The sequence below is a fragment of the Pseudomonas sp. G7(2022) genome (genome assembly GCF_052660475.1).
This window is the reverse complement of record NZ_CP109659.1, coordinates 4,984,544-5,005,625: the sequence shown is the minus strand read 5'-3', so window position 1 is coordinate 5,005,625 and position 21,082 is coordinate 4,984,544. Positions and strand designations below refer to the sequence as shown.

General features: G+C 61.2%; 20 protein-coding genes. 2 read left to right on the top strand and 18 right to left on the bottom strand.

Features of this window, described 5'->3' with window-relative positions; translation table 11 throughout:
* Positions 1–52: 52 nt before the first annotated feature.
* The 6 genes from NE357_RS22935 to NE357_RS22910 are packed head-to-tail and all read right to left on the bottom strand — an operon-like array spanning position 53 to position 7,346.
* On the bottom strand, positions 53–1,441 hold the full coding sequence (locus tag NE357_RS22935) for a sigma-54-dependent transcriptional regulator (protein ID WP_169431730.1): 1,389 nt from the start codon (positions 1,439–1,441) through the stop codon (positions 53–55).
* Positions 1,431–3,206: a sensor histidine kinase gene (locus NE357_RS22930; protein ID WP_169431729.1), complete on the bottom strand. Its 1,776-nt coding sequence runs from the start codon at positions 3,204–3,206 to the stop codon at positions 1,431–1,433. The genes NE357_RS22935 and NE357_RS22930 overlap by 11 nt, the downstream gene beginning before the upstream one ends.
* Before the next feature lie 6 nt (positions 3,207–3,212).
* Entirely contained in the window at positions 3,213–4,340 is a 1,128-nt protein-coding gene (locus NE357_RS22925; protein WP_169431728.1) for a GNAT family N-acetyltransferase, read from the bottom strand.
* Positions 4,341–4,382: 42 nt separating this feature from the next.
* A complete protein-coding gene (locus NE357_RS22920) occupies positions 4,383–5,264 on the bottom strand; it encodes an alpha/beta hydrolase (RefSeq protein ID WP_169431727.1) in 882 nt (293 codons plus the stop codon).
* A complete protein-coding gene (locus NE357_RS22915) occupies positions 5,261–6,655 on the bottom strand; it encodes an aspartate aminotransferase family protein (RefSeq protein WP_169431726.1) in 1,395 nt (464 codons plus the stop codon). Before NE357_RS22915 ends, NE357_RS22920 begins: the two co-directional genes overlap by 4 nt.
* The gene (locus NE357_RS22910; RefSeq protein WP_169431725.1) at positions 6,648–7,346 is read right to left on the bottom strand and encodes an HAD-IB family phosphatase; all 699 of its coding nucleotides are present in this window, start codon (positions 7,344–7,346) and stop codon (positions 6,648–6,650) included. The genes NE357_RS22915 and NE357_RS22910 overlap by 8 nt, the downstream gene beginning before the upstream one ends.
* 218 nt (positions 7,347–7,564) lie before the next feature.
* Here NE357_RS22910 and NE357_RS22905 point away from each other — a divergent pair, with 218 nt between their 5' ends.
* Both NE357_RS22905 and NE357_RS22900 read left to right on the top strand, forming a co-directional pair.
* Positions 7,565–8,326 (top strand): MipA/OmpV family protein, encoded by a 762-nt coding sequence (locus NE357_RS22905; RefSeq protein ID WP_169431724.1) that lies wholly within the window; start codon positions 7,565–7,567, stop codon positions 8,324–8,326.
* Positions 8,327–8,393: 67 nt separating this feature from the next.
* Complete coding sequence (locus tag NE357_RS22900; protein WP_169431723.1) at positions 8,394–9,260, top strand: fatty acid desaturase family protein; 867 nt, start codon at positions 8,394–8,396, stop codon at positions 9,258–9,260.
* 45 nt (positions 9,261–9,305) lie between these two features.
* On the opposite strand, the gene NE357_RS22895 is transcribed toward NE357_RS22900, so the two are convergent.
* From NE357_RS22895 to NE357_RS22840, 12 genes are all read right to left on the bottom strand, one after another.
* Positions 9,306–9,689, bottom strand: a complete 384-nt coding sequence (locus NE357_RS22895; protein WP_432760313.1) for a transporter — start codon at positions 9,687–9,689, stop codon at positions 9,306–9,308.
* Between the two features lie 31 nt (positions 9,690–9,720).
* Positions 9,721–10,095 carry a transporter gene (locus tag NE357_RS22890; RefSeq protein WP_169431721.1) on the bottom strand — a complete coding sequence of 125 codons (375 nt, stop codon included), beginning with the start codon at positions 10,093–10,095 and terminating at the stop codon, positions 9,721–9,723.
* Entirely contained in the window at positions 10,092–11,012 is a 921-nt protein-coding gene (locus tag NE357_RS22885; protein ID WP_169431720.1) for an arginase, read from the bottom strand. The genes NE357_RS22890 and NE357_RS22885 overlap by 4 nt, the downstream gene beginning before the upstream one ends.
* Positions 11,013–11,133: 121 nt before the next feature.
* Positions 11,134–11,463, bottom strand: a complete 330-nt coding sequence (locus NE357_RS22880; RefSeq protein WP_169432693.1) for a GlpM family protein — start codon at positions 11,461–11,463, stop codon at positions 11,134–11,136.
* Between the two features lie 20 nt (positions 11,464–11,483).
* On the bottom strand, positions 11,484–12,764 hold the full coding sequence (locus NE357_RS22875; RefSeq protein WP_249314451.1) for a sigma-54-dependent transcriptional regulator: 1,281 nt from the start codon (positions 12,762–12,764) through the stop codon (positions 11,484–11,486).
* A gap of 44 nt (positions 12,765–12,808) precedes the next feature.
* Positions 12,809–14,722 (bottom strand): sensor histidine kinase, encoded by a 1,914-nt coding sequence (locus NE357_RS22870; RefSeq protein WP_169431718.1) that lies wholly within the window; start codon positions 14,720–14,722, stop codon positions 12,809–12,811.
* Positions 14,723–14,898: 176 nt separating this feature from the next.
* Positions 14,899–15,633 (bottom strand): amino acid ABC transporter ATP-binding protein, encoded by a 735-nt coding sequence (locus NE357_RS22865; protein WP_007953170.1) that lies wholly within the window; start codon positions 15,631–15,633, stop codon positions 14,899–14,901.
* Positions 15,630–16,301: an amino acid ABC transporter permease gene (locus NE357_RS22860; protein WP_169431717.1), complete on the bottom strand. Its 672-nt coding sequence runs from the start codon at positions 16,299–16,301 to the stop codon at positions 15,630–15,632. The genes NE357_RS22865 and NE357_RS22860 overlap by 4 nt, the downstream gene beginning before the upstream one ends.
* Positions 16,301–17,047, bottom strand: coding sequence for an amino acid ABC transporter permease (locus NE357_RS22855; RefSeq protein ID WP_169431716.1), 747 nt, complete (start codon positions 17,045–17,047; stop codon positions 16,301–16,303). The genes NE357_RS22860 and NE357_RS22855 overlap by 1 nt, the downstream gene beginning before the upstream one ends.
* Before the next feature lie 192 nt (positions 17,048–17,239).
* A complete protein-coding gene (locus tag NE357_RS22850) occupies positions 17,240–18,166 on the bottom strand; it encodes a glutamate/aspartate ABC transporter substrate-binding protein (protein WP_169431715.1) in 927 nt (308 codons plus the stop codon).
* Positions 18,167–18,506: 340 nt separating this feature from the next.
* Positions 18,507–20,045 carry a glycerol-3-phosphate dehydrogenase gene (gene glpD / locus NE357_RS22845; protein ID WP_169431714.1) on the bottom strand — a complete coding sequence of 513 codons (1,539 nt, stop codon included), beginning with the start codon at positions 20,043–20,045 and terminating at the stop codon, positions 18,507–18,509.
* A gap of 197 nt (positions 20,046–20,242) precedes the next feature.
* The gene (locus NE357_RS22840; protein ID WP_007953179.1) at positions 20,243–20,998 is read right to left on the bottom strand and encodes a DeoR/GlpR family transcriptional regulator; all 756 of its coding nucleotides are present in this window, start codon (positions 20,996–20,998) and stop codon (positions 20,243–20,245) included.
* Positions 20,999–21,082: the final 84 nt, after the last annotated feature.

Here is a 21,082-nt window from a genome sequence, read left to right as displayed (position 1 = left end):
GCACGGTGAATCGAGGCCGTGAAGATTCCCGGGCTCGGCCCGGGAATCCTGCTCAGCGGACGATCTTGTCCACGTGAATCCCCAGTTTTTTCAGGCGATACCAGAAGCTGCGCTCGGAAATCCCGATCAACTGCGCCGCCGCAGCCTGCACACCGTTGCTCTGCGCCAGGGCGGCGAGGATGTAGGCTTTTTCCACCTCTGCCAGTGCCGCTTCAAGGTCGGCCGGCACGCTGCCTTCGGCGACCAGAGCGCCGGGCTCGGTCGGCTGTGAGGCAAACAGATAGGCCGGCAGGTCGTGCTCTTCGATCACTGTGCCGGAGGCGACGATGGTGGCGCGTTCGACGCAGTTCTGCAGCTCACGAATGTTTCCCGGCCACGAATAGCGAGTCATCGCCTGCAATGCCTCGGCGCTGAAACCGCTGAAGCGTTTGCCCGCCGCGGTGCCCAGGGTGTGGGCGAAATGCCGGGCCAGCGGGGCGATGTCTTCGACCCGCTCACGCAAGGCCGGCAACGGAATCGGGAACACGTTGAGGCGGTAATACAGGTCTTCGCGAAACTCCTTGTTGGCCACCGCGTCCAGCAGGTTCTTGTTGGTCGCGGCGATGACCCGCACATCGACCTTGCGCTCGCGCGGATCGCCGACCGGTTCGATGATGCGTTCCTGCAAGGCGCGGAGGATTTTCGCTTGCAGCGCCAGCGGCATTTCGCCGATTTCATCGAGAAACAGCGTGCCCTTGTCCGCCTGCTGGAAGCGCCCGACCCGGTCCGATACCGCACCGGTGAACGCACCTTTGCGGTGGCCGAACATTTCACTTTCCAGCAGCCCTTCCGGGATCGCTGCGCAGTTGACCGCGACAAACGGTTTGTCCGCGCGATTGCCATGCTTGTGGATGGCCCGGGCGACCATTTCCTTGCCGGTGCCGCTTTCGCCGGTCAGCAGAATGGTGGCGTTGCTTTCGCGCACCGAATCGATCGCGCTCAAGACCCGGCGAAAGCTCGGACTGTCGCCCACCAGACTGTCGATCTGCTGGTGTTCGTCGAGTTCGGCGCGCATGCGCAGGTTGTCTTTGAGGATGTCGCGAAACTGAAGGGCCTTGCTGACGGTGATGTCCAGCTCATCGATGTCGAACGGTTTGGCGATGTAATCGAAGGCGCCGTTGCGCATCGACTGCACGGCATTTTTCACCGTGCTGTAGGCGGTCATGACGATGACCGGCAACTGCGGGAAGCGGTTCTTGATTTCCGCCAGCAGTTGCGGGCCGTCCATGCCGGGCATGCGCCAGTCGCTGATCACCAGATCGATGTCCTCGGATTCCAGCACCTTGAGCGCATGCAGGCCGTTGCCGGCGGTGAACACCGCAATGTCGTTCTGACTCAAGGCCGATGCCAGCAGGTCGCAGAGCTTGGGCTCGTCGTCCACCACCAGTACGTTATGCGTCATCGCTGTCCTCGTCGAAATCTTCACCGTTGGCCGGAATGTACAGGCTGAAGGTGGCTCCGGCATCTTTTTCGCTGACGCATTCGATGCGTCCGTCATGGTTTTCCATGATCGAGAAGACTTTGGCCAGACCGAGCCCGGTGCCGGATGCCTTGGTGGTGACGAACGGTGTGAAGATCCGTTCAAGCATGTCCGCTTCGATGCCCTGGCCCGTGTCGCTGATGCTGATGACCGTATTGTGCTCGTCGCTGGCGATGCCCAGGGTCAGGCGGCCGCCCTCGGGCATGGCGTCGATGGCGTTGACGATCAGGTTCAGGCCCGCCTGTTTGAGTTGCCGCGCATCGGCATACACGGTGGCACCCGGCGCGCGGTCGTCGATCTGCACATCGATGTTGTGGCTGGAAAGCTCCGGGGCGCAGAAACCCACCAGCTCATCCACCAGTGGCCGCGCCAGTTGGGTCGAACGCAGCGGCGCACTGGGTTTGGCGAAGTCGAGAAATTCAGTGATGAGGTCGTTGATACGGCTGACTTCACTGACCACATATTCCAGATGACGCTTGTCGGTCTCCGGCAGGTCGGCACGTCGGTGCAGCAATTGCGTGGCTGTCTTGATGATGCCCAGCGGGTTGCGGATTTCATGGGCCAGGCCCATCGCCACTTCGCCCAGCGCGTGCAGGCGGTCGCGGCGCCTCAGTTGCGACTCCAGGTGCTGCAACTCGCCGAGACGTTCGCTCATGTGGTTGAAGATGCTGCTCAGCTCCGCCAGCTCATCGCCGCCGGTGACCGGCAGGCGCTGACGGTAATCCCCGGCGATCACCGCTTGCACGCCTTTGGCCAGGCCGCGCAACGGTTTGGTCATGCGCTCCGATACCAGCCATCCCACCGCCAGCGAAGCCGCCGAACTGAGGATGAAGATCAGGATGAACAGATTGCTCTGGTTGACCAGCCCGACCAGCGTGGTGTGGCGCAGCAGGCCGCTGAACACCACACCTTGCAGCTCGCCGTTTTCGTTGAGAATCGGTCGGTAGATGCCGCTGTAGCGCTTGGTCGACTGCTCGATCGGTTGCTTGGTGTTGCGCAGTTGCTGTTCGATGTTTTCCGGAACGATTACCGGGTGATCTTCAAAGCGCTGAGTGGAAAAGATCTCGGAGAAATCGGCGTCTCTGGCCAGGTACAGACGCAGGTCCAGGGAATGTACGTCGGCGACGCTGGTGAGGAAGCTGTTGTCGAGGTAGGTCACCACGATCAGTTTATAGTCGGTGCCGTCCTGATCGCTCTCGAAGGTCGACACCACGGCGCCGGTCGCCACACCACCGACCTGCAGGGTCTGCAGCACGGCTTTGGGCGCGGTGCTGATCTGCCGCACGATGTCATCGGCGGCGGTGCTGAATACCACTTTGTGATCGCTGTTGCGCACCAGCGCGACCACATCGATGCCCATGGAGTCGGCGATGTCGGAGGTGAGCTTGTCGCGCCGGGCCGACTGGCGGTCCGTTGGCGGACGGGTGTAGCGCAGGAACAACTGCGCGGCGCGGGCATTGTCGCGCACGATCTCGCGGATCTCGTCCTCGACGATCTTGGTCGACTCCTGCAGCCAGATTCGCACGTTGCTGTCGAAAATCTGCGACAGGGTGGTGGCCGCCAGTTCCGCGGCGATCATGGTCGGAATCACGCTGACCAGCCAGAACGCCAGCACCAGTTTGCGTTGCAGGCTCCAGCCGGAAAGGGCGAAGGGTCGGGCGGTGGCGTGTCGGTCTTTGCTCATCATGCTCGCTTATTGTTGTTCGCTTATCGCGGTCGCCATGGCCGGATCGGTTCGATCCGGACGGATGAAAATCTTGACCAGCCGCAGCAGGTGATTGAGTACGGGGTGGCGATGGCGGAAAAACACCGTGTTGCCGATGAACGAACAACCCAGGCGCAGCTTACTGGCATAACCGGCCTGACCGCACGCGTAGATCGGAATCCGGTGCTCAATACAGTAGCCGACATTGGCCAGCCAACTGCGCATGTACAGTTTGTGCTCGCGGGTCCGGGCCAGATCATGGGCGAAAAACTTGTCCACCAGCCGCTGTTCGTCCAGCAGCACCAGATTGAATGCGACCAGCTCATCGCCGACCCAGTACAGGACGCAGGCGGCACGTTCGTCGAGGTGTTCCAGCACTTGCCGAAAATAGGCCGCCGGCAGGCATTCGAAGGCCAGGTCGCTGCGCGCCAATGTCGCTTCATAAAGCCGCATCATGGTCGGCAGCAGGTCGTCCACCGAACGTCGCCATTCAATTCGCGGGCCTGAGCCGCGCAGGGTCCGGCGCAGGTCCTTGCGGGTGGATTTGCCCAGGGTGCCGAGGTAGGCGTCGACCGAGGCGAATTTGATCGGCAGCTCGGCACCGGGCAATCCCGGCATGCTTTGCAAACCGGCCTCGCGGCAGGCCTGGAGCCATTGTGGATTGCGGTGGGAAGCGTCCTTGACGGCCAGCAGGCCGACCCCGGCCTGGTCCGCATCCTGACGGGCCAGGTTCAGCAGACGTGCGAACAGTTCCGGCAAGCGTGCCGGATCGATAGACGGATGGGTGCCGACGTGGCACTGCTCCGCCACTGGCGAACCGAGGGCGTACAGGCGAATGTCGAACAGCCCCGGCCAGCAACTGCGCAGCCATTGGCTCAAACGTTTGCCGGTGCCCTGCAGCGTGGTGTCGAGCGAATAAGCCGTGGTGAAGGCCACGACTGCCGCAATCAGCCGGTCGTTTTCAAACAGCGCCAGATAGCGCCAGTGAAAGCCGTCGATGCCGGCCTGTTCAACGGCACGATAGTAGGCCCAGTCTTCGAGCTCCTCGGGAAAGCAGGCATTCCACGCGTCGCGATCAATCGCTTCGATGGTTGAAAAGGCTTGGGCCGTGATCACGTCGTTTCCTTAACCGGCATGGCATGTCGTTTTGCAGTCGCTTCACGCTCGTTGCCGGTATTCCTCGGTTGGCAGGGAGTGAGCGGATAGCGCAAGGTCGGTGCGGTGGTTGTTGATGAACTGCACGCTCAGTTCAACGACGCGCCGGTACTGCAGGTCGACGGTGATCATGTGATAACAGTCGTCCAGCAGGATCTTCACCACTTCACCGCCGAGCTTGCGTTCCACGTAGTCGGCATTCCAGCGGCTGGTGATGTCATCCTCGATGGAATGCAGTACCAGTGCCGGGACGGTGATCGAAGGCATGCGCTTGCGTACCACGGCGTTCATCCGGTGCAGTTCGCGCACGGTTACCCCCTCCATGGTCAACAGGCCGGCCTCGCTACTGTGGCCTTCCTTCATCTGCCGTTCGACGATGGCTCGCAGGCGCTCGTTCTTGATGCCGTAGGGCGGTTTCTCTTCGAACTTGCAGATGTGCACGCCGAACGGGATTTTCATCAGCAACGGTGTGAGGAACGCCAGTTTGTTGATACTCCAGCCGTCGTACTTGAGCGTCGTGGAATACATCAGCAAGCCGGCCACCTGGCCCGGATGCTCGGACGCCACGTACATCGACATCACCGCCCCCATCGACAGACCGCCGACGAACACCTTGCTGTGCTGGCGACGAATGCCGACGAAGGTTTTGCGCACGCCTTCGTACCAGTCGCGCCAGCCGGTGGCCTGCAGGTCGGCATTGCCGCCGCAGTGCCCGGCCAGGGTCGGCACATACACCGTGCAACCGGCCTTGGCCAGTCCCACGGCGACCCGACGCAACTCCGTCGGGGTGCCGGTGAGGCCGTGGATCAACAACACCGCGACCTCCCCTGTGCCGAGAACGAAACCGGCGTCGCCTTCGCCCAGATCGATCCCGGCCGCGTTCATCGTTTCATCGCCCGGGCCAGCAGACGGTCGAGCAGGGCGATGCCCAGGTCGATTTCCGGGTAGCTGATTTCCAGCGATGGCGCGAGGGTGATCACGTTCTTGTAGTAACCGCCCACATCGAGGATCAGGCCCAGTTTGCGACCGTCGATCTCGATGTCGCCCTTCATGCCTTCCTCGACCATGAAGTCCAGGGTGGCCTTGTCCGGGGTGAAACCGTCCGGGGCGCAGATCTCGCAGCGCAGGGCCAGGCCCAGGCCATCGACGTCACCGATGATCGGGTAGCGTTTCTGCAGGTCCTGCAGGCCTTCGAGGAAGTATTTGCCCTTGGCCATGACCATCGCGCCGTAGTCGACTTCGCTGGTCATCTTGAACATTTCCAGACCCACGGCGGTACCCAGCGGGTTGGAGGCGAAGGTCGAGTGGGTCGAACCTGGCGGGAAGACTTTCGGGTTGATCAGTTCTTCCTTGGCCCAGATGCCGCCCAGCGGGTTGAGGCCGTTGGTCAGTGCCTTGCCGAAAACGATCACGTCCGGTTTGACGTCGAAGTGCTCGATCGACCACAGCTTGCCGGTGCGATAGAAGCCCATCTGGATTTCGTCGACCACCATCAGGATGCCGTGCTGGTCCAGCACATGCTTGAGTTCGCTGTAGAAGTTCATCGGTGGAATCACGTAGCCGCCGGTGCCCTGGATCGGCTCGACGTAGAACGCGGCGTATTCACTCTGGCCGACTTTCGGGTCCCAGACGCCGTTGTACTCAGTCTCGAACAGACGGGCGAACTGCTGCACGCAGTGGCTGCCGTATTCTTCCTTGGTCATGCCTTTCGGGCCGCGGAAGTGATACGGGAACGGAATGAAGTTGGCGCGTTCGCCGAAGTGGCCGTAGCGGCGGCGATAGCGGTAGCTGGAGGTGATCGACGAGGCGCCGAGGGTGCGACCGTGGTAACCGCCCTCGAAGGCGAACATCAGGCTCTTGCCGTTGCTGGCGTTACGCACGACTTTGAGCGAGTCCTCGATGGACTGCGAACCGCCGACGTTGAAGTGCACGCGACCGTCGAGGCCGAACTTCTTCTTGGCGTCCACGGCGATCATTTCCGAAAGCTCGATCTTGCCTTTGTGCAGGTATTGGCTGGCGATCTGCGGCAGGGTGTCGATCTGCTGTTTCAGCGCATTGTTCAGGCGCGGGTTGGCGTAACCGAAGTTGACCGCCGAGTACCACATTTGCAGGTCGAGGTAGGCCTGGTCTTCGGTGTCCCAGACATAGGAGCCTTCGCAGCGGCTGAAAATGCGCGGCGGTTCGATGTAGTGAACGGTGTCGCCGTAGGAGCAGTACTTGGCTTCTTTTTCCAGAAGAATCTGGTCTTCCTGGGTAGCGATTCGAATATCAGACATGGTGGAAGAGTTCCTGGGTTTCTGTGTTGAAAGTGGTGGCGTTGGCGGCGCTGGCCTTTGGCAGCAGGGCCAGCAGCGCCGGGAGTTCGGCGAAGCTGTCGAAGCGGGCGTAAGGGATCGCGTTGCGTTCGCAGTACTCGGCGAGGCGCCCCTTGGCGAAGACGAAGTCGGCGGTGGAGGACACGCACATGTCGGACTGGCCGTCACCGATCACCAGCACCCGTTTGTTGCCCGGCGTGGATTTGCATTTGCAGTTGCCGGACGCTGCGCGGCAGGCGTCGCTGGAATGCGGAAAGTCGATGCGCCAGCTTTCGTGATCGAGCTGTCGCAGGCGGTTGGCGAGAATCGGCAGCAGGGTCACGTAGTTGCGCGACAGGATCCGCGCGATGCCTTGCTCGATGCCGTCGCTGACCACTTCGAACGAAGCGCCCAGGCCGATGGCGTGGTCGACGAAGTCGGGGAAGTCCGGATCGATCTCGATGCTGTCGAAGAACTCCAGCAATTGGCCGGGCGTGGCCTTGACCAGCGAGAGCTGGCGGCTGAGGCATTCACGGGAACCGATTTCACCGGCCAGCCACTGGTTTTCGATCGTTTCCCAACTCGGGTCGGCGAAGCGTTCGAGGATGCTGTCGATCACGTCGGTGCGGGTGATGGTCCCGTCGAAATCACACACGATATGCCAGTCAATCATCTGCATTACCTATTGGTCAGAGCGCGTTGTGTGCGCTTGCCGAGGGGTAGAGCAGGGACTGTGCCAAGTGCCACCCGCCCCTTGCCGGCGGGGCCGATCAGGTGCTTTGGCAATTCGAAGCTACAATTTTTGTAGCTTGCTACAAACAACATGAGTGCTTGCGCAGTGGGGGCCATCCGGGGATTGATGCGCGCATGTTCAATTAAGGGAATGGACTCATGAAGAGGAAGACACTGTTTTTACTCGTGGTGCTGAGCGCTTTTTCGGCCAGCGCAATGGCGGACCGGATTACCGGGGAGGCCGGTGTGGGCCTGGGTTATCAGCCTCACGATCCGAGTGGCAGCCGTTATGAAACCCGGCCGATACCGTATCTGGATCTGGACTGGGGCGACGTGAGCCTCAGTACCGATGACGGCCTGACCTGGAGCGCCTTGAAGACCAACGGCTTCAGTGCCGGCCCGTATGTGAATTACCTGCCGGGCCGCACCTCCAACGGCGAACTGCGCGGTTTGCGCGACGTGCCCGACATGGCCGAGGCCGGTGGTTTCGTGCAGTACGCACCGGCCGACTTCTGGCGGGTGTTTGCCTCCGTTGGCCAAGCCATCGGCGGCGGTGGCGGGCAGGGCGGCGTACTCGGTCGGGTCGGTGGCGAGATCGGTTATCCACTGGGCGGCGGCGTGATCGGCAGCAGCAATCTGACTGCACATTTCGCCAACGCCCGGCAGAACAACACCTTCTTCGGTGTCAGCGACAAGGAAGCCCAGGCGTCCGGCATACGCGCCTACAACGCTGGCGGCGGTCTGCAGAACATCGCGCTGACCCAGAGTTTCGAGTTTCCTCTGGGCCCGCAATGGTCGCTTCTGACCAGTGCGAGCTGGATTCACCTGACCGGTTCGGCGGCCGACAGCAGCATCGTCAAAGGCGTCGGCGATACCAATCAAGGCGAGGTGCAAATGGCGATTGCCTATAAATTCAAATAGGCCCGAGGGGAACTGGTCTGGCCTTTGCAGACAGCCGTGACGAACCCATTGTTTCAGGATGTTCTTCATGGCTCGCCCTGCTTACCGTCTGCTGGCCCATTCGTTGTGGGACCTGATTCCCGTCGTCCTCGGCCTGGCCCACTTCGCCTTTGTGGTGTGGCTGGTCCTGGCCTTTCATGCGTTGTCCTGGTGGGCACTGGTGCCGTTGGCGCTGGTTTACGCGGTGAGCCTGTCATGGAGCATCAACAGCATTTCCCACAACCAGATCCACAACGCCTACTTCACGCCAGCGTGGCTCAACCGCGCCTTTGACCTGCTGCTGTCGGTCACCATCGGTTTTTCCCAGACCCTCTACCGCGATATCCACAACCGTCATCACCGGGGCAATTCGGACCGGCCGGGGGCGGATGGCAAGACCATCGATCCGTTGTCGATCTATCAGCGCGGCAAGGATGGTCAGCCCGAGAATCCCTGGGCCTACACCTTCCTGAGTTTTTTTCGCGACGACCCCAAGCCGATCTACGACGAGATGCAGCGCAAACGTCCCGCCGATGCGCGCTGGGTCAAAGTGGAGATCGGAGTGACGCTGGCGTTCTATCTGGGGCTGGCGATCTGTGACTGGCGGGCGGTGCTGGTGTTGCTGCCGTTCTGGTATCTGGGCCAGGCGCTGTCATCGCTCAACGGTTACTACGAGCATTTCGGCGGCAACCCGGATTCGCCCATCGCCTGGGGCGTCAGCGCCTACAGCCCGCTCTATAACTTGCTGTGGATGAACAACGGCTACCACGCCGAGCATCACTACCGGCCGAAAATGCACTGGACCCGGGTCAAGGCGTTTCACCGGGAGATCGCCGGACAACAGCGGGAGGCGGGGGTGAAGGATATTCCGGTGGCCCATGGCCTCGGATTTCTGGTGGCTCATCGCAAGGATTGAACCGTAACCAATGTGGGAGCCCGCGGGCTCCCACGACCGTTCACATCAGTTTTCCTCGCCCTCGGCCAGCAGCGCAATGCCGCCCATGATCACGGCCACGCCCACCCAGTGCAGCAGGCTGATCTGTTCGCCCAGCCCCAGCCACGACCCCAGCAACACCCCGACGAATACCAGCGAACTGAGCGGGAACGCCAGTGACAGGCTGCTGCGCCGCAGAATCAGCATCCAGACAAAGAACGCGCCGATGTAGCAGGCAATCGCCACCAGCACACCCGGCGCCTGGGCGACGCTGAGCAGCCATTGCAGGGTGAAGTCCATTTGCCCCAGTTGATCGCCGCCGATCTTGGTCGCGATCTGTCCGCCACTTTCCAGAATGATCAGCAACGCCCAGAGCACCACGGTGCCGAGGCGGCCATGAAGCCAATCCATCGAGCCATTCCTTTTGAGTATCAGTTGAGAATCAGGCATGGCCGACACACACGAGCATCACGCCCGCCGTAATCACCAGAGTGCCCAGCCAGCGACGGCGGCTGACGGTTTCGCCGAGGAACGACTTGCCGGCCAGCACCACGCCGCAATACGCCAGCGCGGCGGCGGGAAACAACAGGCTCAGGGGGGCCCGGGACAGCGCTTCGAGCCAGACGAAAAACTCGATCACGTAGGCGCCGATCCCGCACCACAGCAGCGGCGCATTGAACACCTGCCCCCAGAACGCACCCAGCCGAAAACCGCCCTCAAGCTCAGGCAGACGATCCAGGCCGAGCTTGAAACAGAGCTGGCCGATCACGTCGAGCACGATGGAAAACGCTACCAGCATGATGACGGTGAAAGTCATGGGAACAGCTCCTCGAACAACTCGATCAGCGCCTGGTTGGTCGCCGAATTGCGCAGCAGATCGGTCTCGCTCCAGCGTTCTGCCGGCGGCTGGTCGGACTTGGCTTCCCAGCGTTTGAACGCGTTGCTGAAGGCCGGGCGGGCGAACTCGCCGCAGATGTCGATGCCGATGATGCGCTTGCTGGCGGCCAGGCTGCGGATGGCCTGGAGCAAGTGGCTCAGGCGCATCTGGCCCTGATCCCAATTGGTCGCGGCGTCTTCGCTGGCCAGCACGTCCTTGTCGATGGTGATCCACACCGCCTGGGTGGGCAGGCTGGCGATCATCCGCTCGAGAAACGCCGACCAGTCCTGATCGGCCAGATTGTTCCAGTGCAGCAGGTTTTCCTGTTGCTGATGGCCGGCGCCGTCACCAACCCGGCCCCAGACTTTCGACGGCGGGTGCTGCCACGGGAACAGCTGCAACACCCCGCGTTTGAGGGCGCCGAGATTGCCACCCTTGATCTGCGGATTCTGCAGGTCGTCACTGCACGGCCCGAGGGTGACGATACGTTCGATGTTCGGCAGTTTCAGGGCCTGATTGACCCACGAACCGCAATGCCGGCGGGGCGCGAAGTGCACCCAGTCGGGGTGGTTGTCGAAGTGGATCAGGCTCACCGGCTCCGGCAAATCAGTCAGGAAGGCCGGCGTCAGATGGTGATAGTCGCCGGAGCCGACAAAAAAGATTTCCGGTGCGGGGCCGCTGTGCCGGGGCCGCTCGCGCAGGCGTTCGGTGAAACGGCGGAAGGTGCGTTCGCTGGACCAGAGCCGAAGTTTCGGGCCCAGGTCGAGCAGGTCCAGGCGCCGGGCACGGCCGCTGTCGAGCAGTCGTGCGATGGACGCCTGACCGGTCAGGCTGTGGTCGAGATCTAAAATGTTCAAGGTCGCAATTCACCCTTGGCAGACCCTCCCAGACACCGGCCTCATCGAACATGAGCGCCGGCCGGGCGGGCTTTCGGGGGTAAATGCAAGGGACGGGCCAGGCCCTCGCCCAGACGCCAGCTCAGGCGTGCAGGCGGATCCAGACGCTGACCAGTGTCGTCGCTGCCATCAGCCACGCGACAGCCGCCACGGCCAATGAAGCTTCAAGGCGCATCCGGTCAACCATCACGTACAGCGTCGCCAGGTACACGAAGTACGGAATGATCGACCACATGCCGAACACGATGGTGGTCTTCAGGTCGTCGAGCGAACGGCCCTTGCCGACGACGTAATGGGCGATCAGGGCGAAGGTCGGAAACAGCGGCACCAGTCCTGCGATGTAGTAGTTTCTGGTCTTGGCCAGCATGGCAAGAATTACCACCACTGCTGCACCGAGCGTTGCCTTGAAAATCAGATCCACATCGTTCTCGCTTAATGGTTCAGGCCGTACTTTTTCACTTTGTCGAACAGCGTGGTCTTGGCCATGCCCAGTTCCTGACTGGCCTGGGTCAGGTTGCCGCCGCTGCGCTGCAGGGCGTCGCTGAGCAGGTTGCGTTCAAAGGCTTCCACCGCTTCGGCGAACGCCAGGCCCTGACCGCCACTGCTGGTGCCTGACTTCTTGAACGCCGGCAAACCGAGGGCGAAACGTTCGGCGACGTTGCGCAATTCGCGCACGTTGCCCGGCCAGTCGTGGCTCATCAGGCTGGACAGGGTCTGGTTGTCCAGCTCCGGCAGCGCTCGGTCGAAGCGCAGGGCCGACTGCTGGGTGAAGTGTTCGAACAGTTGCAGGATGTCTTCGCGGCGCTCGCGCAGGGGCGGCAGTTCCAGCGTCACCACGTTGAGGCGGTAGTACAAGTCGCTGCGAAACGCCCCGGCCTTGCTCGACTCGTCGAGGTCGGATTTGGTGGCCGCGATCACCCGGCAATCCACCGCCACGCTCTGGTTCGAGCCGAGGCGTTCGAGGGTCCGTTCCTGCAACACCCGCAGCAGCTTGATCTGCAACGGCAACGGCATGCTTTCCACTTCATCGAGGAACAGCGTGCCGCCGTCGGCGTGTTCGATCTTGCCGATCCGCCGCTTGCCGGCGCCGGTGAAGGCGTTGGCCTCGTGGCCGAAGATCTCGCTTTCGAACAGGTTTTCCGGCAGGCCGCCGCAGTTCAGCGCGACGAATTGTCTGGTGTGGCGGCGGCTGAAGTCATGCAGGCAACGGGCGACCAGTTCCTTGCCGGTACCGGTTTCGCCTTCGATCAACACGTTGGCCGAAGTGTCGGCGACGTTGGCGATCAGCTCGCGCAGGTTCTGCATGGCCGGCGAGCGACCGATGATTCGACCCTCAAGGGAGTCGCGCTCGGCCAGTTGCCGGCGCAGGAACGAGACTTCGCGGTTCAGGCTGCGTTGCTCCAGCGCACGCCGGGCGACGTCCACCAGCCGTTCCGGGGAGAACGGTTTTTCCATGAAGTCATAGGCACCTTTCTGCATCGCGCCGACGGCCATGGAGATGTCGCCGTGACCGGTGATCAAAACCACCGGCAGGCTGCGGTCCCGTTGCTTGAGGCGGGTCAGCAGTTCCAGACCGTCGATGCCGGGCAGGCGGATGTCACTGATGACGATGCCGGCGAAATTGTCGCCGACCCGTTCCAGGGCTTCCTCGGCACTGCCGACGCCGATGCAGGGAATGTCTTCCAGGGTCAGTGCCTGCTGGCAGCCGAGCAGCACATGGGGATCGTCTTCGACAATCAGCACACTAAGGTCATTGTTCATATTGGCTCGGCAGGAGTAGGGCTTACCAACGGTAAACTGAGGACGAAAGTGGTACCACCGCCGGCCGGGTGCTCGACACCCAGATGCCCGCCAGTGGCGGCGGCCAGACTGGCGGAGAGGGTCAGGCCGAGGCCCAGGCCCTGTTCGCCGGGTTTGGTGGTGAAAAACGGTTCGAACAGATGCTTGCGCGCTTCGGCGTCGATGCCGTGACCGTTGTCGCGCACCCGCAGGCGATATTTGCCGTCAAATTCTTCGCCTTCCAGCCACAGCTCCGGCAGCGGTTGTGCCTGCATGGCGTCGAGGGCGTTGCCGATCAGGTTGACCAGAATCTGTTCCAGTCGCGTCTGGTCGATCTGCACTTGCACATCAATGAACTGACGATGCACTTGCAGCGCGGCTTTTTCGACACGGGCGCCGAGCACTTGCAGCGCGGCGTCCACCGCTTTGCCGAGGCTGGCGCGACCCTTGTCGTCACCGCGCCGGGCGAACGAGCGCAGGCTGGCGGTGATCCGGCCCATGCGGTCGATCAGGTCGTTGATGGTCTTGAGGTTGGTACTGGCGACATCCAGCTGACCCCGTTCCAGGAAACGCACGGTATTGCCCGACAGTGTGCGCATCGCCGCCAGTGGCTGATTCAGTTCGTGGGCGATGCTGGTTGACATCTGGCCGATGGCTGCGAGTTTACCGGCCTGCACCAGTTCGTCCTGGGCCCGGCGCAAGGTTTCTTCGGCCTGACGGCGTTCGCGGATCTGACTCTTGAGCCGTTCGTTGCTGGCGCGCAGGTCGGCGGTGCGTTCGGTAATCCGACGCTCCAGCTGATTGTTGGCTTCCTGCAGGGCTTCCCGGGCGGCGAGGCGGGTGGCGATGACCTTGCGGCGCTCGTTCCAGGCAATCAGCAGGAACGCCACCAAGGCAAACGCCACGGCTACCAGAATCCCCTGATTGATCGCTTCGCGCCGCAGGTCCTGCAACGGCGTGAGCAGGGTGAAGTTCCACGGTGTATCGCTCAATGGCCGGGTCTGCGCCAGGTAGCTGATGTTCTCTTCGTCGCCATCCTGTTGGCTCGGCACTTCGCTGTTGGCCGGGAAGGTGAGTTTTTCCACGCCTTCGGCCAGGGTTTCTCGGGCCAGCGGTTGCAGTTCGTTGAGCGGAAACCAGTAGTACTGCAGGCTGCGGGCGAGTTTTTCCTTGGTCTCGTCGCTCAGTGGCACCACGGATTTCAGGCGTCGGGCCGGGTCGCTGGAGAGAATGATGATGCCGTTCTCGTCACTGACGAAGGCTTCCAGGCGCGCCCGTTGCCAGCGCTCCTCCATGGCCTCCATACGGACCTTGACCACCGCGACACCGATGATCTTGCCGTGTTCTTCCAGGCCATGGGCCAGGTAATAGCCGGGTTCGCCATTGGTGCTGCCGATCCCGTAGAAACGTCCGGGCTGACCGCGTACCGCTTTCTGAAAGTAGGCACGGAACGACAGGTCCTCGCCGAGGTAGCTGTCGACATCGCGCCAGTTGCTGGTGGCCATGACCCGGCCGGTAGTGTCCATGACATAGATGGCCCGACTTCGGCTGCGCCGGTTCAGGCCTTCAAGGTAATCGTTGACCGTTTGCCGGTGTTCCGGAGTCGGGTCGCCGAGCAGCTGTGAAACGCTCGATTCGAGCTCCAGCAGGCTGGGCAGGTAGGTGTATTTGCTGATTTCGCTTTCGACGGCCCGGGCGTTCAGTTCGAGTTGACGCTGGCCGTTTTCGCTGAGGCTGCGAATGCCGAAGTGTTCACTGGTCCAGAAGCCGGCGTAACCCAGCCCGACCATCAAAACGATGACCAGCGGCGGCAGGAACAAATGGCGGATCAGACGGGGTTTCACGGCAAGTGATGGCGTGGTTGCGCGATAGAGATTGGGGTCGCATTTCATCACAGATGCCTTGGGTCAACCACAACACTTGCTTGAGGGCTATCGCCGGCCCCTTGTGGGAGCGAGCCTGCTCGCGATGGCGGACTGACATTCAACATCAATGTTGACTGTAATGGCCTCATCGCGAGCAGGCTCGCTCCCACAAAGGATTGGAGTTGCTCCTGCGAAGGTATTGCTTAGTGCTGCAGGATTTTCTCGAGGAAATGCTGCGCGCGTTCGGAGCGCTGGCTGATGTCGCCAAAGAACTCTTCTTTCTTGCAGTCTTCGATGATCTTGCCGGCGTCCATGAAGATCACACGGTCGGCCACTTTGCGGGCGAAGCCCATTTCGTGGGTCACGCACATCATGGTCATGCCTTCGTGGGCCAGTTGCACCATTACGTCGAGCACTTCGTTGACCATTTCCGGGTCCAGCGCCGAGGTTGGTTCGTCGAACAGCATGACAATCGGGTCCATCGCCAGCGCACGGGCGATCGCCACACGCTGTTGCTGACCACCGGACAGTTGGCCCGGGTGCTTGTGGGCGTGAGCCGAGAGGCCGACGCGCTCCAGCAGTTGCAGGCCTTTTTTGGTCGCTTCTTCCTTGCTGCGGCCCAGCACCTTGATCTGCGCGATGGTCAGGTTTTCGGTGATGGTCAGGTGCGGGAACAGTTCGAAATGCTGGAACACCATGCCGACGCGCGAGCGCAGTTTCGGCAGGTTGGTCTTCGGATCGGCAATCGATGTGCCGTCGACCACGATGTCGCCTTTCTGGAACGGCTCCAGTGCGTTGACGCACTTGATCAGGGTCGACTTGCCCGAACCGGACGGGCCGCAGACCACGATCACTTCACCCTTCTTGACCTCGGTGCTGCAATCGGTCAGCACCTGGAAGTCCCCATACCACTTGTTGATGTTCTTGATAGAGATCATACGGCGAACCTTTTTTGCAGACGCTTGACCAGCTGCGAGGCGGCAAAGCTGATGGTGAAGTACACGAGACCTGCGAAGATCAGGAACTCATTCGAGCGGCCAATGATGTCGCCACTGGCGCGCGAGGCGTTGAGGAAGTCCACCAGGCCCACGGTGTAGACCAGCGAGGTGTCCTGGAACAGGATGATGCTCTGTTGCAGCAGCAGCGGGGTCATCTTGCGGAACGCCTGGGGCAGGATGATCAGGCGCATCATCTGGCCGTAGGTCATGCCCAGTGCCTGCGCCGCACCCATCTGGCCCTTGGGAATCGACTGCACGCCGGCCCGGACGATTTCGCAGAAATACGCCGCTTCGAACATCATGAACGCCACGATGCACGAGGTGAACGCGCCGATCGGGGTGTCTTCGCCGGTGATCCAGCGCAGCACGAACGGCACCGCCAGGTAGAACCAGGTGATCACCAGCAGCAGCGGGATCGAACGGAAATAGTTGACGTAGGCGCCGGCGATGCTCGACAGCAGTTTGCTGTGGGACAGACGGCACAACGCAAGGATGGTACCGAGGATGATCCCGCCGACCACGCCCAGCGCCATCAGCTTGAGGGTCATCAGCATGCCGTTCCACAGGCCGGGAATGGCCGGAACGATGCCACTGAAATCGAATTCCATCATTTACCCCCCACGGAGATCAGGCCGGGCACGGCGACTTTCTTCTCGACCATGCGCATCAGCAGCATCAGGCTCATGTTCAGGGTGAAATAGATCAGGGTCGCCAGGGTGAAGGCTTCAAACAGGTTGGCCGAGAATTCGGCGGTCTGTTTGGTTTGCGCCAGCAGCTCCATCAGACCGATCAGGGACGCCACGGAGGAGTTCTTGAACACGTTCAAAAATTCCGAGGTGAGCGGTGGAATGATGATCCGGTAGGCCTGGGGCAGCAGCACGTTCCAGTAGATCTGCGGCAGCTTGAAACCCATGGCGCGAGCGGCGGATTCCTGGCCGCGCGGCAGCGCCTGGATACCGGTGCGAACCTGTTCGCAGACCCGGGCGGCGGTGAACAGGCCCAGGCACACGACAACGCTCAGGTAGGCCGAGGTGGTCGGGTTCAGGTCCTGTTTGTACCAGTCCTGCAGGTTCTGCGGCAGCATGTCGGGTACCAGGAAGTACCAGATGAACAGCTGAACCAGCAGCGGCACGTTGCGGAACAGTTCGACGTAGCAGGTCGCGATGCCCGACACGATGCGGTTCGGCACGGTGCGCATGATGCCCAGCAGCGAGCCCAGCAACAGGGCGATGATCCAGGCCACGATGGCGATGGCGATGGTCCAGCCCAGGCCGGAGATGAACCAGTCGAGATAGGTCTCGCTGCCCACGCCGGTGGACTTGAAGAACACGCCCCAGTCCCAGTTGTAATTCATTAGGGTCTCCCCTCGATTCGATCGATGTACAAGTGCCCGCCTGGGGAAGATCCTTTCCCGTCTGACGTTGAACGTCAGGCACACGCGATCGGCTCGAAAACCACCAGGTCGAGTGTTCCAGTTGAAACCAGCAGGTATTAACTGTCGCCCGAGGGAGGGTTGGCTCCCTCAGGTGACAAGGTTAGATCAGTGTCAGATTTTTACGTCTGGCGCAGGCTTGTCGCTCGGATTGGCGATCAGCTCTTTAACCTTATCGCTCATCGGGAAGTTCAGGTTCAGACCCTTCGGCGGGATCGGGCTCTCGAACCACTTGCTGTAGATCTTGTTGATCTCGCCGGATTTGTAGAGCGCGACGATGGCGTCGTCTACAGCCTTCTTGAAAGCCGGGTCGTCTTTGCGGACCATGCACGCGTAGGCTTCGAAGGACTGTGCAGTACCGGTGATGACCCAGTCGTCCGGCTTCTTGGCCTTGGCTTCTTCGCCGGCCAGCAGGGCGTCGTCCATCATGAAGGCGACGGCGCGGCCGCTCTCCAGCATCTGGAAGGATTCGCCGTGGTCCTTGGCGGAGATGACGTTCATGCCCATCTGCTTGTCAGCGTTCATCGCCTTGATGATGCGCTCGGAGGTGGTGCCAGCGGTGGTCACGACGTTCTTGCCTTTCAGGTCGGCGAAGTCAGCGTAGGACGGCTTGCCTTCCTTGTCTTTCTTGACCAGCAGGCGGGTGCCGATTTCGAAGATGTTGGTGGTGAAGGCGACTTGCTGGGCGCGTTCGGCGTTGTTGGTGGTGGAGCCGCACTCGATGTCCACGGTGCCGTTCTGTACCAGCGGGATACGGGTCTGCGAGGTGACCAGGTTGTACTTGACGTTCAGGTCAGGCTTGTTCAGGTCTTTTTTCAGGGCTTCGACGATAGCGACCTGAATGTCGTGGGAGTAGCCCACGGGTTTGCCCGAAGCATCGGCGATGTAGGAGAAGGGAATGGAGCTGTCACGATGCCCGAGGGTGATGGTGCCCGAGTCGTTGATCTTCTTAAGGGTGCCGGTGAGCTCGGCAGCGAAAACTGGTGTGCTGATCAGAGCGGCAGCAATGGCTGCGCCCAGGATATGGGGAACGATGCGCATCAAATTTTCCTCGACATTGTTTTTTTTATGGAGCCGGTTGAGCGGGCCCTTTTGTACTTCGAATGCCTGACGGCTCCTGTTGTGCTGGCGCAACAGGCATTCGTCGAAGGAGTGTAGAGCATGAGTCGTGCCAGACCAGTCGATAGGCGTTAATGCATTGATTTATAACGTTATTAAAGTTTTGTGATGGTGTTTTTCCATGAATCTGATCCGGTTAACCGAATTGACCGTCAGGTCGCATTCGGAAAACCGAACGTCTTCAATGCGCCTTGTTTCAGCTTGAATGCAAAAAGCCCCTGAATCTTTCGATTCAGGGGCTTTTTGTTCGGCGACGAACGAATCAGGCCGCTTCGATCTTGCTGCGGTTCTGCTCGACCTTGTTCAGGTACACCGCGAGTTTTTCCTGCTCGGCCGGGGTGGTGAACAACCCCAGTTTGCTGCGGCGCCACAGGATGTCATGCGCGGTGGTGGCCCACTCTTCGGCACACAGGTAGTCGACTTCACGGGTGTAGAGCCCGCCGCCGATGTGTTCGCCCAGGTCGGTCAGGGTGTCGACGCCTTCGAGCATGCGCCAGGTGCGGCTGCCGTAGGTGGTGGCCCAGCGGCGGGCGATTTCGGTCGGTACCCAGTCGAACTTGTCGCGAATCAGCGCGCTCAAGGCCTGCGGCGTGGTCATGTCTTCGCCGCCCGGCAGGGTGGCGCTGGCGGTCCAGCTCGGGCGCATCTGAGTGAAGAACGGCATCAGTTGTGCCATCGCCGACTCGGCGAGCTTGCGGTAGGTGGTCAGCTTGCCGCCGAATACCGACAGCAACGGCGCTTCTTCGGTGCTGCCGGACAGCGCCAGGGTGTAGTCGCGGGTCACGGCCGAAGGATTGTCGGACTCGTCGTTGCACAGCGGACGTACGCCCGAGTAGGTGTGCAGGATGTCGTCACGGCCGATCTGCTTCTTGAAGTGGGCGTTGACCACTTTCAGCAGGTAATCGGTTTCGCCGTCGGTGATTGCCACTTTGGCCGGATCGCCGGTGTACTCGCGGTCGGTGGTGCCGATCAGCGTCAGATTGTTCAGGTACGGAATGGTGAAAACGATGCGCTGATCTTCGTTTTGCAGGATGTGCGCGTGATCGCCCTCGTACAGTTTCGGCACGATGATGTGGCTGCCCTGGATCAGTCGGATACCGTACGGTGATTCCATCTTCAGGTCGTCACGGATGAACTTGGCGACCCACGGGCCGGCGGCGTTCACCAGCGCTTTGGCGGTGATCGAAAACAGGCTGCCGTCGGCGCGCTCCAGGTTCAGGTGCCACAGGCCCTTGGCACGGCGGGCGCTGACGCAACGGGTCTGGGTGTGCACATGGGCGCCTTTTTCGCGGGCGGCCATGGCGTTGAGCACCACGAGACGGGCGTCGTCGACCCAGCAGTCGGAGTATTCGAAGCCTTTGCGGATTTCGCTTTTCAATGCACTGTCGGCGCCGAACTTCAGGCTTTTCGAGCCTGCCAGTTTCTCGCGCTTGCCGAGGTGGTCATAGAGGAACAGGCCAGCACGGATCATCCACGCCGGACGCAGGTGCGGGCGGTGCGGCAGCACGAAACGCATCGGCTTGACGATGTGCGGGGCCTTGGCCAGCAGCACTTCGCGTTCGGCCAAGGCTTCGCGCACCAGACGGAATTCATAATGTTCGAGGTAGCGCAGACCACCGTGGATCAGCTTGCTGCTGGCCGATGAGGTATGGCTGGCCAGGTCGTCCTTTTCGCAAAGGAACACCGAGAGACCGCGACCGGCGGCATCCGCTGCGATCCCCACGCCATTGATCCCGCCGCCGATGACGGCGATGTCGTAGATCTCGGAGATAGGGGGCGTACGCAAGGTAGATGTGGACATCGGCTGGCCTCGGGCTCTTTTGATTTTCTGTCTTGGAAATCGAACATGAATGTTCATTTGCGAAAATGGTAGCCCATAAAGACGCGCGCAGCCAGTCGACTTCGATTGAAAAAACTCATCGAAGGGCGGGGAAAGGAAAATATTCGAACATCAGATGTGCATAAGGCGCCAGTGCAGGCGCCTTCTGCGGGAGAGGGTTAAACGACTTCGAGGCGAATCTTGTGCTGGCTCAGCAATTGCGCCAGGGCCGGCACCGGTTGCTGATCGGTCACCAGGCAATCGATCAGGCTGATCGGGCCGAGGCGGATCATCGCGTTACGCCCGAACTTGCTGGAGTCCGCCGCCAGAATTACCTGCCGGGCATTGGCGATGATTGCCTGGGACACCCGCACTTCCTGGTAATCGAAGTCGAGCAGGCTGCCGTCTTCGTCGATACCGCTGATGCCCACCAGTGCAAAGTCGACCTTGAACTGATTGATGAAATCCACGCTGGCCTGACCCACCACGCCGCCGTCGCGACGCACGTTGCCGCCGGTCAGCAGCACATCGAAATCATCCTTGGCGCTGAGCATCGAGGCGACGTGCAGGTTGTTGGTGATGATTTTCAGGTGGCTGTGATTGAGCAGGGCGCGGGCAATCGATTCGGTGGTGGTGCCGATGTTGATGAACAGCGAGGCGTGATCGGGGATCTGCGCGGCGATGGCTTCACCGATGCGTTGTTTTTCATCGCGCATCTGATCGGCGCGCATCGCATAGGCGGTGTTTTCGACGCTGGAATCATAAGCGGCGCCGCCATGGTAGCGACGCAGCAGATTGGCTTCCGCCAGTTGATTGATATCGCGGCGGATGGTTTGCGGGGTAACAACGAACAGCGTGGCCATTTCCTCGATGCTCACATAGCCGCGTTCGCGGACCAGCTCGAGGATTTGCTGCTGACGGGGAGGCAGATTCATGGGGCTTCCTTTGGGCTGCCGTGCAAAATTTGCCCATGATGACGCAGGAATCTCCTCCCGACCAGTTTCCAAACAACGTGAAAG

Excerpts from the sequence above, each read along its gene's own strand:
- NE357_RS22860 (WP_169431717.1), bottom strand. The coding sequence starts at position 16,301 with ATGGAATTCGATTTCAGTGGCATCGTTCCGGCCATTCCCGGCCTGTGG.
- NE357_RS22910 (WP_169431725.1), bottom strand. The coding sequence starts at position 7,346 with ATGATTGACTGGCATATCGTGTGTGATTTCGACGGGACCATCACCCGC.
- NE357_RS22870 (WP_169431718.1), bottom strand. The coding sequence starts at position 14,722 with ATGAAATGCGACCCCAATCTCTATCGCGCAACCACGCCATCACTTGCC.
- NE357_RS22915 (WP_169431726.1), bottom strand. The coding sequence starts at position 6,655 with ATGTCTGATATTCGAATCGCTACCCAGGAAGACCAGATTCTTCTGGAA.
- NE357_RS22890 (WP_169431721.1), bottom strand. The coding sequence starts at position 10,095 with ATGACTTTCACCGTCATCATGCTGGTAGCGTTTTCCATCGTGCTCGAC.
- NE357_RS22920 (WP_169431727.1), bottom strand. The coding sequence starts at position 5,264 with ATGAACGCGGCCGGGATCGATCTGGGCGAAGGCGACGCCGGTTTCGTT.
- NE357_RS22865 (WP_007953170.1), bottom strand. The coding sequence starts at position 15,633 with ATGATCTCTATCAAGAACATCAACAAGTGGTATGGGGACTTCCAGGTG.
- NE357_RS22850 (WP_169431715.1), bottom strand. The coding sequence starts at position 18,166 with ATGCGCATCGTTCCCCATATCCTGGGCGCAGCCATTGCTGCCGCTCTG.
- NE357_RS22895 (WP_432760313.1), bottom strand. The coding sequence starts at position 9,689 with ATGGATTGGCTTCATGGCCGCCTCGGCACCGTGGTGCTCTGGGCGTTG.
- NE357_RS22930 (WP_169431729.1), bottom strand. The coding sequence starts at position 3,206 with ATGATGAGCAAAGACCGACACGCCACCGCCCGACCCTTCGCCCTTTCC.
- glpD (WP_169431714.1), bottom strand. The coding sequence starts at position 20,045 with ATGTCCACATCTACCTTGCGTACGCCCCCTATCTCCGAGATCTACGAC.
- NE357_RS22900 (WP_169431723.1), top strand. The coding sequence starts at position 8,394 with ATGGCTCGCCCTGCTTACCGTCTGCTGGCCCATTCGTTGTGGGACCTG.
- NE357_RS22840 (WP_007953179.1), bottom strand. The coding sequence starts at position 20,998 with ATGAATCTGCCTCCCCGTCAGCAGCAAATCCTCGAGCTGGTCCGCGAA.
- NE357_RS22935 (WP_169431730.1), bottom strand. The coding sequence starts at position 1,441 with ATGACGCATAACGTACTGGTGGTGGACGACGAGCCCAAGCTCTGCGAC.
- NE357_RS22905 (WP_169431724.1), top strand. The coding sequence starts at position 7,565 with ATGAAGAGGAAGACACTGTTTTTACTCGTGGTGCTGAGCGCTTTTTCG.
- NE357_RS22855 (WP_169431716.1), bottom strand. The coding sequence starts at position 17,047 with ATGAATTACAACTGGGACTGGGGCGTGTTCTTCAAGTCCACCGGCGTG.